The following is a 13547-nucleotide window of genomic DNA, read 5'->3' on the forward strand; positions in this document are numbered from 1 at the left end:
GGTTACTCAGAATAGACTTATTAAGTTCCAGCTGATTGTACATCTGTTGTTACTAATTCTTTACTTTCGCACAGATAAAATTTTATGTTGAAGTTTCGTATTATTATAATAAAAAGGTTCTGCCCATTTTTGAGCAGAACCCTTTTGATTATAATGATCGATATTTTTTTAGACTTACAATATTTAATGTAATAAACACAAGAGCGAAGGAAGCGAGAATTGCTAAGTCCGGTAAAATGTCACTAAAGGAATATCCTTTATACATAACCCCATTCAACGCGTCAGCTGCATAATATAATGGCATGATTCGACCTATATTTTGTAGCCACTCAACCATATTATCGAGTGGGAAAATACCTGAAAAGAAAATTTGCGGTACAATGACAAGCGGGATAAATTGCATCATTTGAAACTCTGAAGCAGCAAAGCTTGATAAGAGAGCTCCTAATGATAATGAAACAAGCGCAACGATAATATTGATTAGTAGAACGAGCCAGATGGAGCCAACGTGCACGATATCCAGGACATAAATCCCGAATAGAACAATAATAGTCGTTTGAAGTAAGGCAAACGATCCATAACCAATCATATAGCCAGCAACAATTTCAGAACGTTTAATCGGCGTAGCTAGTAAACGTTCCAATGTCCCTGAAGTTCGTTCTTTTAACAAGGCTATACCTGTGATTAAAAAGACGAAGAAGAAAACAAAGAAACCTATAAGCATCGGGCTAAAAATATCAAAAATAGCAGTATTTTCATCGCCGTATACATAGTCAGTCGTCAACTTCATCTTTGAAGATTGCTCTGGCTGCAAAACCTGAGAAAGCTTCATCTTTAAAGCTTTGGCTGTAGATGGATCATCATTTAATAATGTGAGCTTCAATTGAGTTTGATCGAAAGCTAACCAGCCATCATATTCTTCTTCTTTTAAGTTGGTAATAGTAAAATCATTGTTTTCGATGACATGAAAATCTGCAGCCTCAAGTTTTTCAATTAGCTGTACAGGACCATTTGAAACAACTAGTGTTACTTCAGGCTCATCACTATTAAAAACAAAATACATTAGCGAAAGTACAAGAAGTGGTGCCAAAAATAATAAGGCAAGTGTACGTTTATCACGAACCATTTGCTGAAAAATTCTTGTAACAATTGCGTTGATTCTCATAGTGCTTCACCTCCAGCCTTTAAAAACACTTCATCAAAATCTTTTGCTTGATAATGAGCTTTCAAATCAAGTGGTGTTCCATGTGCGATGATGCGGCCATTGCGTAGCATAGCCAACTGGTCGCAGCGCTCTGCTTCATCCATTGCATGTGTCGTTACTAAAATGGTTTTATGCTCATCGTTTTTTAAACGAATTAACTCCTGCCAAATTTCTTTTTTCAATACGGGATCAATACCAACAGTTGGTTCATCTAAAATTAACAACTTTGGATTTTGAATAAGGGCAATTGCAAGGGATAATCTCCGTTTCATCCCTCCAGAATAATTCATCACCTTACTATTTAAATCATCCGTTAAATGAACAAGGTTTGCAGCATAATTTACACGTTCAGCTCGCTCCTTTTTCGATAATCGATATAGCTTTGCAAAAAAATGGAGGTTTTCATGACCTGTTAAGTCTAGATACAGTGCATCAGATTGTGCCATATAGCCAATATCCATCAGCAACTGCTTATGAGGAACGACTAAATCTAATACATGAATACTACCGTTATCCGGTTTGATCATGCCCATAATCATTTTAATCAATGTCGTTTTCCCACAGCCAGAGGGACCAAGTAAACCAATAAGTTGCCCCTTTGGAATTTCTAAGGAAAGCGGGGCAATTACTTGTTTTTGATGAAACTTTTTTTCAATCGAGTTTAGTGAAATTGCGTTGTTTCCCATGTATTCATCTCTCCTTTTACTGAACACAGTGTTGATAACTGAAATTGTAAGGCAATGATTAAGCGATTACAATAAACAGAATAACAAAAAGTGTTCATTGATTACGTTTTCGAGTTAAGAGTAATCATCCCGCCTAACTTAAACAGAAATGGAATAAGCGTTAACAAACTTAAACCTACCAGAATCGTTGAAAATACTAGCTCTGTCCATCCAATTAAATGAGTCTCGAACATCCTATGAATGATTAGGGAGTTGATTGGAATATTAAGTAGTAATGCTGTTACAAGTCCAGGTGCATATTTTTTCATTACTAATGTTGCTAGAAGATGCGGAAAAATAGCATTGATCATCATCGCGCCTAAAAATCCAATGAAAAACCATTTCGCAAAATTAGATTGGGGCAAAAAGATAAAGAAAAATGCCGATAAATAAGCTAAAGCTGTAATCACAAACACTGCGAAATGAAATTCATTTGGCGTCACAGCTTTTTGAAACTTTGAACCGTGCTTTGACCATTGAGGTAACCATATAGCTTCTTCAATATTGTGTAGGGTAATGGCTAAACAAAAGAAAACGGCTAAAGCTTCCATAAATTTTCCTCTCCTTTACTGAACACAGTGTTGATACTAATGAAATTTTACGTTAGCATATTGGCAATTACAATGAACAAGTTGGTATAAAGTGTCAATAGAACGGAGGGTATACATGTCTATCCATAAAATGATGAATTTTGAAACAAAGTCAACTATAAAAAATGCATTAATTATACAAATAGAGGAGGTAGGCTTTGAACGAGTAACCGTTAAAAATCTGGCTTCTACTGCAAACATTAATCGAGGAACGTTTTATTTACATTATAAGGATAAGTTTGAAGTAATGGAGGATTTGCAGCAGGAGCTATTAAATGAACTAGAAAGTTATGTTAAACATGTGCAACCATTAGAAGCCTTCCAAATATTAAAAACTGGGCAGCTTTATCAACCATTTGTTGAAGTCATTACATGCATTAAAGAGCATGCCACAGCTTTTCGAGTTATCTTAGGGGAGCAGGGAAGCCCAGCATTTAGCAAAAGGATGAAGGAAGTCTTTAGTAATCAAATATTAGACAGACTATCCGTTATTGGAGAGGAATTACAAGATTCGGAATTCCGGCAATATTTAAAGGCTTTTTTAGCTTCTGCAATTTTAGGGGTTATTCAGGAATGGCTAGACAGAGGAAATGAGGATGTAAGTGTGGAGGAATTGGCAACAATTCATTCTCGTTTATTGCGATTTATTGGTAATTTAACGCAGTATTGAATGTTAACACAGGTTTCACGTGTATTAGCTATAAAAATCTGCTTGTTCAGAGAAAGCAAGCAGATTTTTACATTATAAATACAAATCCCTTTTAACAAAAACACGAATAGCCAACATATAACATAGCATCCCGATTAAAAATAATGCCCCTAGCATCCAAATGGACGAGCTATCTTGAGCCATTAATTTTTCTGAGTCAAACAACGAATAAATCGTAAAGTACTGAAGCTTTTCTAAAGAGCCCCCCATATTGCCAAGTGCCTCAATTAAGTAAAACAGTATGGGCACTCCGGTACTATACGCGTAAGAAGTTCTTAAATCCTTGCTACTGCACGAAACAAGAAAACAGTAGCCACTAATGGCAAAGTGTAAGAAAAAAAGACCGATATTTAATGTCAGAAAAGCAGTGATATCCAATTCATTTGGAAATAAAATCTCGGAAAATATAATTGTAGCCAAAGTTGTCGTCGAGAGAAGTATAAAGATGCTAGCAACTAGAAAGAAAGTTTGTGTGAAGACAATTTTAAAACGTGTATTCGGTGTTGCAATTAAGTATGCCATAGAACCATTATCGATATAGCCCATTATGAGCTTATTTGCTAACATGATCATGAAAACTAACGGAAGAATTAGTAATAAAAATCCATACAGATAGGTAGATAGAAACTCAATTAATGAATCACCTATATTACTCATACCAAAAGCCGCCATCATTTCGGGCATCGTTGCAGTAAGTTGTTTAAGGGTATTGCTCATTTCAGGGTTATACATATAGACAATACTAATGATATATAGCATTAATACAGCGAGTATAATACTAAATAGTTTTACAGTAGCTAGCATTTCATGTTTTAGCAAAGTAAAGTTCATGATTCTGTACCTCCTTTTTCGTAGTAATGCATGAATATATCTTCAAGAGATTGAGAAATCACATCAAGGTCAATAATTTGATAGTTTGATAATGTTGGAAGTAATGTTTGGACATTACCTTGAACTTTTACAATGGCTTGTGTTGGCCCGATTTGTTCAATTTTAAATGGTTCTTCTAGGAAACGAGATAGCTCCTGCCCGTTGTGAAATTCGATTAAAAACTTTTTTGATTTGCGTTTTTTTAAGTCAGCAATTGTTTCGGTTGCAACAATCTTCCCAGCATTAATTATGCCTACACGGTCACAAGTTTTTTCGATTTCTTCAATCATATGAGAGGACATGAAGATCGTCGTTCCTTTTTCTTTTTCAGCTAAAATAAATTCAATAAATTTTGTTTGCATTAGAGGGTCTAAGCCACTTGTTGGTTCATCTAGAATGACGATCTCAGGGTTATGCATAAACGCACAAACTAAGCCAACTTTTTGTTTCATCCCTTTTGACATTTTTTTTATAAGCCCTGTAGCATTTAATTCAAAGTATTGCATGAGATCATGTGCTCTTGTTAAATCGTTTAATCCTCGCATTTGCGCAATAAATTTAATAAATTGTTGACCCGTCATTTTATCAATAAAAGCTATTTCACCTGGTAAATAGCCAATAAATTTTTGTATTTCAGCCGTAGATTGACGGCAATCTAATCCTTTAATGAAACAACGTCCTTCTGTTGGTTGTAAAAAGCCCATCAAATGCCGGATTGTTGTGGATTTACCTGCACCATTGGGACCTAAAAATCCGAACACCTCACCTTTATTAATTTGTAAGTCCACATTTTGTATGCTATAAAATTCTCCAAATTTTTTAGTCAAATTATTGACCTCAATCATTGTCATACAATTCACCTCTTTGTGTTTTTGTATACTAATTGCTTTAAAAATTGAAAATAATCGTTTGCTTCCTCCATGCATTGTTCTAAAAGTTGGTTAAAGGCCTCACTGTTATCTACATTACTTTTTAATTGTTCTTCATATCGATCACTTATTCCATCCGTAACCCACCGAATGGTATCTATTGCTTTTTTACTATCTATATTTTTATGAAACAAATCGTAATCAATTCCTGCAAACACACTTTCATAGGAACTATTTTGTAAAGTTACATTATATTGATCGAGCTCACTTCTTACTTCTAAACTTGTTTCGATATACGTCTTTTTAAGAAAATCAAATAAAGTATGGTACTGCATAATTAATTCCAATTTTATTTTCATGATTTGTTCATAGCGTTTAAATATGTCAGGCTCTTCTAAATCTAAGCGGCTATTGATTGCATCAATGAAAATCGTTGTAACGTATTCATATAAGTAAAGATATAAATTTTTTTTACTACCAAAATAGTGATATAAAATACCTTTTGAAATTTTGGCATCTTTAATGATCTTATTTGTTGAAGCGGTATCGTAATTATTGATGGAAAATTCTTTGAGTGCAGAGTTGATAATTTTATGTTGTTTTTCAACCTCTAAATTAAGAAATGTTCGATACAAGTTTTTTCTCCCTTCAGTTTATTATAAACACGATTATATATGAGTTGACCATGGTGGTCAATTGAAGAGATGGATATTTTTTCAAAGTGGTTAGGGAATGATCGAATTTTAGGGTGGGGTGCCTTGTGTGTAACAGATAGGGGAGAGAGGGAAGGAAAAAATCGTGATATTCTTCGAAAATAAGGAGAAATGCAGAAGGGGTGACGAGTCCTGTAGTTGAAGTAAACAATTTCCGATACAATGTTTTTCGGGAGACCCCTCAGGTAGGATTAAAAGTAACTGTCACTTCCTATGACAACGCCTTCGTGACCAACATCACGTTACCTGAGGAGGCTCATTATTTTCTTACGAAAAACTTCTGACTGGAATCAAATGTCTTCTAGGTCAAATGCTTTTAAGTATTTAAAGAATGATGATTTGGAAAAAATCATGTGATTTCTAAAGAACAGGTATTTAATTTCCATAATAATTATGCAGTGCTACCTCTAAACGTTCTTCCAGGTGCTTCGAAATATAGCTCAACACAAATTGCTCTTTTTCCATCTCAATTTGTGAGGAGCGGAAAATTTTTGTAAAGAAACTTACCTTGTTTTCCGTAGAAAATTGCTGTAATGCTTCTGTCCGCAATGTCGACACAATTTCATTTTCAATATGACGCTCACGAATTTTTTGGACAATATCCTTTACGCTATCCTCTTGCAGCTCTGAAATTTGCCTTTGTAGATTTTCGTTTTCTTCTTTAAGTTCAGCTGTTTCCTTTTGAATTTCTTCAACTTGAAGACTAGATTCGGAGGATAGTAATTGAAATTTTTGCGCAAGAAAATCTTGATTAATCGTTACTTGTAATGCTCCGTGCTCTTCAGTTGGAAAGATATTAAAGAGTCCTGTTTGTATCATTTGCTGTAGCACGTTTCCGAGAACATCGACTTTGTTGGTTAAATCATCAGTACCTAAAGTTGTTGCAGTTATTTGATGGTTAATGAGTTGAGCATGATCATCAAGACCAAGTAAAAGCTTCAAACCTTTGACGCGGTGTTCATCCTTTAGCAGTAATATCATACGAAGTCTTAAAATGGAAGGAAGGTTCAAACGAATATTGGTGTTTGGGCTATTCGTAGCATTATCAAAAATATATTGTTCAAATGGTCTAATATAATAACGAAGCTTCGCATCAGTTATTTCAAACCAACCAGCGACATCTGAAGTAGAATAATAATTTGATTCCTCAATATGAGCTAAATAGTCGTCATTATAAAGTGTTTCTTCTAGAGGCGGCGTATTTTGTATTACGACAAATAATGGGTCATGTTGCACAATTCTGAGTACCATTTCTTTTGCATCATTTACTTTAAGCATCCTTTCACACCCCACTTTATTTTTCCGTAAATGTTTCTATATAGGTTTCTATTCCATTGGAAGCCATTGTATGCCTATTTTCTTGAGGAAAATATTATTAGAACTAGTGACCTTTTATGACTCTTAAGAAAAAGTTAAGAAATTCCCTCGCAATTCTTTAAGAAATGCTCGGTATATTTAAAACATTCAAATATTACTCATGAGCGGGGAGAAAAATGTAATGCAATTTATAACGTTTCTTACTGAATTTATAAAAAATCCAAAAAATATAGGCGCAATTTCACCTAGTTCTAAAAAATTAGCAAAAAAAATGGTTGAAACGATTTGCTTTGAAAAAGCCCAATGTATTGTTGAACTTGGTCCAGGCACAGGCTCTTTTACGAAAGAGTTAATGAAAAGAAAAGAGCAGTCAACAAAGCTAATTCTTATTGAATATAATGAGATTTTTTGTGAAAGGCTCCGTCAACAATTTGAGCATGAGCCAAGTGTAATCGTTATACATGGATCAGCTGAGAATTTATGCATGTATATGGCAGCATTAAATATCGAAAAAATTGACTATGTCGTATCTGGGTTACCTTTTACATCGTTGAATCCAGCCGTTTCATCACGAATTTTACATAATGTAAAGGATTGCTTAGAGGATGGAGAATTTATTACATTCCAATATTCGCTTATAAGAAAATCCTATATTCAACAATTTTTTGAGAACATTTCACATGAAAAAGTGTGGGTTAATCTTCCGCCAGCTTATGTGTTGAGCTGTAAACTAGGAAATAAGAGGGCTAGCTAATGGGGTTACAGGATCTTTTATCATTTATTGAGCAGTATGGTTATTTTGCTTTGTTTTTTAGCTTATGGCTAGGAATCGTGGGTATGCCGCTTCCTGATGAGATGATCGTTATGAGTGGTGGATTTCTATCATCATTAGAAAAAATGAGTGTGATTAAAGCATTTATATTAACGTATTTAGGTGTAGTGTCAGGACTTTCTTTAGGTTATATCCTAGGTAAAGTATTTGGTCATAAAATACTTGATAAATTGGTGAAGAAGAAAAATGCTAAACATTTATTGAAGTCAAAAGAACTAATAGATAGGTACGGGCATTTTGCTTTAGTCGTAAGCTATTTTATACCATTCGTAAGACATATCATTCCTTACTTAGTGGGTATGAATAACATGTCATTTAAAAAATATGCGATGTATTCCTACACAACAGGTTTTGTTTGGACATTGATTTACTTTACACTTGGTTTGTTCTTTGGAAAACATATGGAATATATTTCTGCGCTAGCTACGAGATATGGAATATATTTTGGGGTTTTCGTCGCTATTGTAGGGTGTTTTTATTATTTTTATATACGAAAATTAAAAAAATAGTTAAAATTAGGAACGGAAATTATTGTAAAGGAAATAGTTTAACAGGTAAAAAGCGCTCAGTCGGAACGGAAATCAACGTTATGGTGATGCGCCTGGTTAACACATTTGATAGTTTAATCTATTTTGAAATTGGTGGGATTAGATGAGTAAAGAAACAATTCTTATTGTGGATGATGAAAAAGATATTAGAAATCTTATTGCTATTTATTTAAAAAACGAAGGCTTTGATGTACTAGAAGCAAGTGATGGAGAGGAAGGCCTTAATCTTTTAAAGAAGCATAAAGTACATTTAATTGTCCTAGATATTATGATGCCAAATGTGGATGGTATTGAGATGTGTATGAAAGTAAGGAAAATAGCCGAGATGCCAATTATTATGCTGTCCGCAAAATCACAAGATATGGATAAAATTACTGGATTAACTTTAGGAGCAGATGACTATGTAACAAAGCCATTTAACCCTTTAGAGCTAATTGCTCGAATAAAATCTCAGCTTCGTAGATACATCAAAATGAATCGACTTGATATGATGGACGAGAATGAGATAGAAATTGGCGATATGCGAATTAATACTGCCACGCATGAAGTAATCGTTAACAATGAAAAAGTGAAGCTTACGCCTAGGGAGTTTTCAGTACTTGAATTACTCGCAAGAAATCAAGGAATGGTCATGAGTGCTGAGCAAATTTATGAAAGGGTTTGGAAGGAAGAAGCTATACAGTCTGAAAATACGGTCATGGTACATATCCGTAAAATTCGAGAAAGAATTGAGACAAATCCAAGAAATCCTCAATATATTAAAACCGTATGGGGAGTAGGTTATAAAATTGAGAAAGATCATTAAGCCATTTAAATACTTACTAAACAAACTTAAAATGCTCATTGTCACTGCTATTACAAAAGTTCGGCAAAGCATTAGAATTCAATTATTGACGACTTTAATTCTTTGCGCATTTTTAGGCTTACTTGGAGCAAGAGCCGCTCTTTCGCTTGCTTTGAATATCGACCAAACAGTAACGATTGATTATAGTCAAGGAATGCAGGAAATAAATGATCAAGCGAAGCGTGCCGCAGATCTAGCTAGCAATGATAATAGTTTAGAAGCTATACAGCAAATGATTGAAACAGAAAATTTAAAATTTGAAATGAAACAGAGTGCATTAAACGTAATAGTTACTGATGAGAACGGAAAGGTTTTATACAAAACAACGCAAGTGGAAGAGGAACAAATCAATTTGCATTATAAGATTCGGACTGTAATGGATTTTGCGATTAATCATCCACTCTATAATTATGACATACCAGCAATCGAGCAATTGAGGCAAGAATTCGTTGCATTTTATCCTTTAACTATAGAAGATAAAAACCTATATTTATTTGTCAGTGGTATTCCCGAGGGTATGGTTATCGCAAGTTCGAATGACGGCCTTATTCCATTATTTAGTGCAATTATTGTATTTACCTTTTCATTCTTCTATATAACGAAACGAAAAATGAAACAAATTGAGGTGTTGGCGGAGGGGGTTAAGGAAATCGCAAAAGGTGATTTAACTTATCGAATTGAAAAAAAGGGGATAGATGAAATAGCTTTATTAACAGAGAACGTCAATCATATGGCCGAAGCAATTATGACGAATATAGAGATGGAACGAAGGATTGAAAAACAAAAAAATGAATTAATTACTAATGTTTCGCATGACCTCCGAACACCACTTACTTCGATTATGGGCTATTTACGACTGTTAAGAGATGAGAGGTATGACACGAAGGAGCAATATGATGAGTATTTAAAGATTGCTTTTTCAAAATCTGAACAATTAAAAAACCTAATTGATGATTTATTTGAGTATACGAAGCTAACGAATGAAAGCATTGTCCTTGTTCAACAAGAGGTATGTATCAATGAGCTTCTCGATCAATTAATTGAGGAGTTAATCCCGCAGGCAGAGGAAAACCATCGTTCATTTAAAAAAAATTTCTCTGAGGAGCGGATCTTTACTACGGTTGATTCCGAAAAAATTGTCAGAGTTTTCGATAACTTATTAATGAATGCCATTAAATATAGTACCGGTGACGGTAAGATTTTTGTTTCTCTTGAAAGACAAGAGGGCAATGTTCGAATCTGTGTTGCAAATGAAAGTGATGAATTTACATCCGAAGAGCTAATGAATTTATTTGAGCGATTTTATAAAAAAGATCAGTCTAGAACAAGCGTAGCGGAAGGTTCAGGACTTGGACTTGCTATTGCAAAGAGTATAGTAGAACTACATGGTGGTAAAATTGATGCAAAATATGCAGATCACTTGCTGAAGTTTTTCATTGAATTACCTGTTACACCTGCTGAATAGTGATCGTGTGATTGGTCAACGTATTGTTAGTAAGCATGTCTTGGATATTAGCTAAAATATATGTGTCTTTTATTAGTATTTGAATTTCTGTTTGTTTGTACTGTCGTTGGAATTCAAAAATATATTCGATTATTATTTGTAAGTTTACACGGTTTTTAATTTCAACCTCAACAAAAAACGGTAATGTTAGTTCGGGAAGTTTTGTACTGCCCCCGCGACGAATCCAAATTGCTTCATTTACGTAATAACGTATAGGTAGTTGACGATTACTGGCGATAAATATATCCATTTAATACTCCTTTGTATAAACCGATTTAATAAAAGCCTATAGGAAATTAGATTAATCGTCAAAAGATATACTATACGAAAACATAAGGTACATGCTCAGGTTCAGCAGGAATTGTATTTGCAGATATAGTAAGCAATCTTGAAAGAATCGGTGACCATGCCTCGAACATAGCAGAAACTGTAATCTCCTAAAAATGAGAGCTGTTCGTCGTTGAACAGCTCTTTGCTTTTAGAATGATAGATAGAACATGCACAGCGACGGATAGTCCACTCAAACTGACGGATAGTCGTATGCATCGATCGTCTCTAAAAAATATTTGAGTGCAGGTGACTGCACTTCGTCATTGCGGTAAATAAACCAAGTAGGGATTTGAGCCTGCTTTGTCGATAAAATGTGCAATGAGAGCGATTGTGTCTCCATATATCTTTGAGCAATTGCACGTGGCAGTAATGTTACACCTAGTCCAGCGGCAACACAGCCAATGATTCCATCAAGAGTGCCAAACTCCATGCGCTTCTGTGGTCGTACATCGTCCTCGTGCAACCAATGCTCTAAAATGGCTCTATATGAGCAACCATGATGAAAAGTAATAAGCGTACTGTCCTCTATATCTCGTAAACTATCAATTCGTTTATGCTTGCTAGATGTGATCACAACAAGCTCTTCACAGATAAATTCTTTTGCAAGGATATTTTCTTTGTAAACGGGTCCCACTACAAATGCACCATCTAATTCATAGTTTTCTAACCGTTCTATATTTTGTAGAGAAGGGCTTGTCAGAATTGTTATATCTACCTGTTCATGTGCTTTATGGAAGGTGGCTAATAGTGCAGGCAAGTGTAGTGCCGCCGTTGTTTCCATTGAACCAATGCGTAGAATTCCTCTATTCCCCTCTGTATCCTGAAGTATTTCAAATGATTTTTCATAGAGATGTAGCATCTTTAATACCATCTCATAAAATTGTTCTCCTTTTGGTGTCAATCGGATGCCTCGATGTCCTCGATAAAAAAAGGTCGTATGATACATGGCCTCAAGATTTTGTATTTTCATAGAGATGTTGGATTGTGTGTAATTAAGCTTTGCAGCAGCCTTAGAGAAGCTACCTGTTTGCACGACCGTCCGAAAAATAGTGAGATCATTAATATTCATATTTTTCCTCCAGACATCAATTTATTTGATACCTATTATAAAGAATTCGTGTTATTTGTGATACCTGGACTTTTGTTATAGTGAGAAGAAGGGGAGGGAAAGTATGAACAAGCAGACGTTTCAATATTTAATAGGGGGTATTTTGGCATTAGTCATCGCCATGAGTATTGGTCGTTTTGCATATACGGTTATCCTACCGTATATGCAAGATACTTTTGCTTTTAGTCGTGCCACAGCAGGTTTTCTAGCAACAAGTAATTATTTAGGATACTTAGTAGGAGCATTAATTGCCGGTCGCTTACAAATAGGAGATAAGCGTATTCCTTTTTTACAAATAGCTCTCGTTATTAGTATTTTGACAACAGCTATGATGGGCTTTACCGATGTCATTATCGCATGGTATGCACTTCGTTTTATTTCAGGGGTTATGAGTGCATTTATCTTTGTAGCTGCTGCTAGTCTTGTGCTCGATCAGTTAGCTGGGAATGGAAAAGCACATTTATCAGGGCTTTTTTATAGCGGGGTAGGTATAGGAATTGCCATAAGTGCGGTTATTGTGTCACCCATACATGCCATGTTGGATTGGAATGGAACATGGATTGCTTTGGCGTTGTTTTGTGCCGTATTGTTTGTATTCATCGTATTATTAATAAAACCAGTTACTCAACAGACACAAGAGAAATCAAGTCAAACCGTAGTACCGCAGAGAGTCCCACCTACGACATGGATGAAGTGGCTAATTCTAGCTTATAGCTTAGAGGGACTTGGCTATATTGTCACTGGAACATTTATCGTATCAATTGCAGAAGAGTCAACAAACTTTCATGGTGATGCTGCCATTGTATGGTTTGTTGTCGGGATTGCAGCGATTCCATCGTGTATTGTTTGGTCAAAGCTTGCTCAGAGATATGGCTATGTGAGAACATTATTTATTTCCATGTTATTTCAAGGGCTTGGCATCGTTTTGCCAGCATTTGCGACAAATACGATGACACTTTATGCAAGTGCATTTATTTTTGGGGCAACCTTTATGGGGATTACAACTGTGGCTACAACGTTAGCAAGACAAATAGTGCCGGTGAACAGTCATCAAATATTAGGTTATCTAACTGCTGGTTATGCTTTAGGTCAAATGCTAGGTCCCTCACTTGCAGGAACATTAGCTAATTATACAAATAGTTATCAGAATGCTTTATTTGGGGCAACAGCTGTTGTAATCGTTGGAGCTTTATGTCTGATTAGCGGATTAAAATATGAAAAAGTGAAAGTAGGAGAGCTACGTTCCATAACGTGAATCTTAAAACTACAATAGAGAAAAAGCTGATCTAATTGCAGTTGAACTATAAATAGCTTTATCCTACATGAAGACCTGCCGCATCCAAGACAAATTCGTGTTGTAATTGAAGATGATGGAATAGGTATG

Annotated in this window: 16 protein-coding genes and 1 pseudogene; 8 read left to right on the forward strand and 9 right to left on the reverse strand. The window is 35.1% G+C overall.

Annotated features, from left to right (window positions below):
- Window positions 1–148 precede the first annotated feature (148 nt).
- The 3 genes from ACVWXS_RS12050 to ACVWXS_RS12060 all read right to left on the reverse strand — a co-directional run bounded on the left by ACVWXS_RS12050 (window position 149) and on the right by ACVWXS_RS12060 (window position 2480).
- Window positions 149–1165 carry an ABC transporter permease gene (locus ACVWXS_RS12050; protein WP_456958379.1) on the reverse strand — a complete coding sequence of 339 codons (1017 nt, stop codon included), beginning with the start codon at window positions 1163–1165 and terminating at the stop codon, window positions 149–151.
- Window positions 1162–1890, reverse strand: a complete 729-nt coding sequence (locus ACVWXS_RS12055; protein ID WP_456958380.1) for an ABC transporter ATP-binding protein — start codon at window positions 1888–1890, stop codon at window positions 1162–1164. Before ACVWXS_RS12055 ends, ACVWXS_RS12050 begins: the two co-directional genes overlap by 4 nt.
- Before the next feature lie 101 nt (window positions 1891–1991).
- Window positions 1992–2480 (reverse strand): HXXEE domain-containing protein, encoded by a 489-nt coding sequence (locus tag ACVWXS_RS12060; RefSeq protein ID WP_456958381.1) that lies wholly within the window; start codon window positions 2478–2480, stop codon window positions 1992–1994.
- A gap of 115 nt (window positions 2481–2595) precedes the next feature.
- Between ACVWXS_RS12060 and ACVWXS_RS12065 the strand changes: the two genes are divergently transcribed.
- Entirely contained in the window at window positions 2596–3189 is a 594-nt protein-coding gene (locus tag ACVWXS_RS12065) for a TetR/AcrR family transcriptional regulator (RefSeq protein ID WP_456958382.1), read from the forward strand.
- Window positions 3190–3261: 72 nt separating this feature from the next.
- On the opposite strand, the gene ACVWXS_RS12070 is transcribed toward ACVWXS_RS12065, so the two are convergent.
- The 3 genes from ACVWXS_RS12070 to ACVWXS_RS12080 are packed head-to-tail and all read right to left on the reverse strand — an operon-like array spanning window position 3262 to window position 5602.
- The gene (locus tag ACVWXS_RS12070; RefSeq protein ID WP_456958383.1) at window positions 3262–4059 is read right to left on the reverse strand and encodes an ABC transporter permease; all 798 of its coding nucleotides are present in this window, start codon (window positions 4057–4059) and stop codon (window positions 3262–3264) included.
- On the reverse strand, window positions 4056–4943 hold the full coding sequence (locus ACVWXS_RS12075; RefSeq protein WP_456958400.1) for an ABC transporter ATP-binding protein: 888 nt from the start codon (window positions 4941–4943) through the stop codon (window positions 4056–4058). The genes ACVWXS_RS12070 and ACVWXS_RS12075 overlap by 4 nt, the downstream gene beginning before the upstream one ends.
- Before the next feature lie 11 nt (window positions 4944–4954).
- Window positions 4955–5602, reverse strand: a complete 648-nt coding sequence (locus ACVWXS_RS12080; protein ID WP_456958384.1) for a TetR/AcrR family transcriptional regulator — start codon at window positions 5600–5602, stop codon at window positions 4955–4957.
- 200 nt (window positions 5603–5802) lie between these two features.
- On the opposite strand from ACVWXS_RS12080, the gene ACVWXS_RS12085 reads away from it, so the two are divergent.
- On the forward strand, window positions 5803–5964 hold the full coding sequence (locus ACVWXS_RS12085; RefSeq protein ID WP_456958385.1) for a hypothetical protein: 162 nt from the start codon (window positions 5803–5805) through the stop codon (window positions 5962–5964).
- A 91-nt stretch (window positions 5965–6055) separates the two neighbouring features.
- On the opposite strand, the gene ACVWXS_RS12090 is transcribed toward ACVWXS_RS12085, so the two are convergent.
- Window positions 6056–6958, reverse strand: coding sequence for a hypothetical protein (locus ACVWXS_RS12090; protein WP_456958386.1), 903 nt, complete (start codon window positions 6956–6958; stop codon window positions 6056–6058).
- Between the two features lie 220 nt (window positions 6959–7178).
- Between ACVWXS_RS12090 and ACVWXS_RS12095 the strand changes: the two genes are divergently transcribed.
- The 4 genes from ACVWXS_RS12095 (at window position 7179) to ACVWXS_RS12110 (ending at window position 10686) form a co-directional block, all read left to right on the forward strand.
- The gene (locus ACVWXS_RS12095; protein ID WP_456958387.1) at window positions 7179–7751 is read left to right on the forward strand and encodes a class I SAM-dependent methyltransferase; all 573 of its coding nucleotides are present in this window, start codon (window positions 7179–7181) and stop codon (window positions 7749–7751) included.
- Window positions 7751–8338, forward strand: a complete 588-nt coding sequence (locus ACVWXS_RS12100; RefSeq protein WP_374963160.1) for a DedA family protein — start codon at window positions 7751–7753, stop codon at window positions 8336–8338. The genes ACVWXS_RS12095 and ACVWXS_RS12100 overlap by 1 nt, the downstream gene beginning before the upstream one ends.
- Before the next feature lie 142 nt (window positions 8339–8480).
- A complete protein-coding gene (locus tag ACVWXS_RS12105) occupies window positions 8481–9182 on the forward strand; it encodes a response regulator transcription factor (RefSeq protein ID WP_374963159.1) in 702 nt (233 codons plus the stop codon).
- A complete protein-coding gene (locus ACVWXS_RS12110) occupies window positions 9166–10686 on the forward strand; it encodes a sensor histidine kinase (protein WP_456958388.1) in 1521 nt (506 codons plus the stop codon). The genes ACVWXS_RS12105 and ACVWXS_RS12110 overlap by 17 nt, the downstream gene beginning before the upstream one ends.
- Here the strand turns inward: ACVWXS_RS12110 and ACVWXS_RS12115 are convergent.
- Window positions 10670–10975 carry a hypothetical protein gene (locus ACVWXS_RS12115; RefSeq protein WP_068982935.1) on the reverse strand — a complete coding sequence of 102 codons (306 nt, stop codon included), beginning with the start codon at window positions 10973–10975 and terminating at the stop codon, window positions 10670–10672. The two genes, ACVWXS_RS12110 and ACVWXS_RS12115, sit on opposite strands and share 17 nt — an antisense overlap.
- A gap of 86 nt (window positions 10976–11061) precedes the next feature.
- Between ACVWXS_RS12115 and ACVWXS_RS12120 the strand changes: the two are divergent.
- Window positions 11062–11166 (forward strand): annotated as a pseudogene (locus ACVWXS_RS12120) (PhoU domain-containing protein); the annotation flags it as partial.
- Between the two features lie 79 nt (window positions 11167–11245).
- On the opposite strand, the gene ACVWXS_RS12125 reads toward ACVWXS_RS12120, so the two are convergent.
- Window positions 11246–12124, reverse strand: a complete 879-nt coding sequence (locus tag ACVWXS_RS12125) for a LysR family transcriptional regulator (RefSeq protein WP_456958389.1) — start codon at window positions 12122–12124, stop codon at window positions 11246–11248.
- Between the two features lie 103 nt (window positions 12125–12227).
- On the opposite strand from ACVWXS_RS12125, the gene ACVWXS_RS12130 reads away from it, so the two are divergent.
- Complete coding sequence (locus ACVWXS_RS12130; RefSeq protein ID WP_456958390.1) at window positions 12228–13418, forward strand: YbfB/YjiJ family MFS transporter; 1191 nt, start codon at window positions 12228–12230, stop codon at window positions 13416–13418.
- The last annotated feature ends 129 nt before the right edge of the window (window positions 13419–13547 follow it).

Source organism: Lysinibacillus sp. TE18511 (genome assembly GCF_054062295.1).

What these genes read in the sequence shown, in the direction of transcription:
- ACVWXS_RS12050 (WP_456958379.1), bottom strand. Translation starts at nt 1,165, where the DNA reads ATGAGAATCAACGCAATTGTTACAAGAATTTTTCAGCAAATGGTTCGT.
- ACVWXS_RS12055 (WP_456958380.1), bottom strand. Translation starts at nt 1,890, where the DNA reads ATGGGAAACAACGCAATTTCACTAAACTCGATTGAAAAAAAGTTTCAT.
- ACVWXS_RS12060 (WP_456958381.1), bottom strand. Translation starts at nt 2,480, where the DNA reads ATGGAAGCTTTAGCCGTTTTCTTTTGTTTAGCCATTACCCTACACAAT.
- ACVWXS_RS12065 (WP_456958382.1), top strand. Translation starts at nt 2,596, where the DNA reads ATGTCTATCCATAAAATGATGAATTTTGAAACAAAGTCAACTATAAAA.
- ACVWXS_RS12070 (WP_456958383.1), bottom strand. Translation starts at nt 4,059, where the DNA reads ATGAACTTTACTTTGCTAAAACATGAAATGCTAGCTACTGTAAAACTA.
- ACVWXS_RS12075 (WP_456958400.1), bottom strand. Translation starts at nt 4,943, where the DNA reads ATGATTGAGGTCAATAATTTGACTAAAAAATTTGGAGAATTTTATAGC.
- ACVWXS_RS12090 (WP_456958386.1), bottom strand. Translation starts at nt 6,958, where the DNA reads ATGCTTAAAGTAAATGATGCAAAAGAAATGGTACTCAGAATTGTGCAA.
- ACVWXS_RS12095 (WP_456958387.1), top strand. Translation starts at nt 7,179, where the DNA reads ATGCAATTTATAACGTTTCTTACTGAATTTATAAAAAATCCAAAAAAT.
- ACVWXS_RS12100 (WP_374963160.1), top strand. Translation starts at nt 7,751, where the DNA reads ATGGGGTTACAGGATCTTTTATCATTTATTGAGCAGTATGGTTATTTT.
- ACVWXS_RS12105 (WP_374963159.1), top strand. Translation starts at nt 8,481, where the DNA reads ATGAGTAAAGAAACAATTCTTATTGTGGATGATGAAAAAGATATTAGA.
- ACVWXS_RS12115 (WP_068982935.1), bottom strand. Translation starts at nt 10,975, where the DNA reads ATGGATATATTTATCGCCAGTAATCGTCAACTACCTATACGTTATTAC.
- ACVWXS_RS12125 (WP_456958389.1), bottom strand. Translation starts at nt 12,124, where the DNA reads ATGAATATTAATGATCTCACTATTTTTCGGACGGTCGTGCAAACAGGT.
- ACVWXS_RS12130 (WP_456958390.1), top strand. Translation starts at nt 12,228, where the DNA reads ATGAACAAGCAGACGTTTCAATATTTAATAGGGGGTATTTTGGCATTA.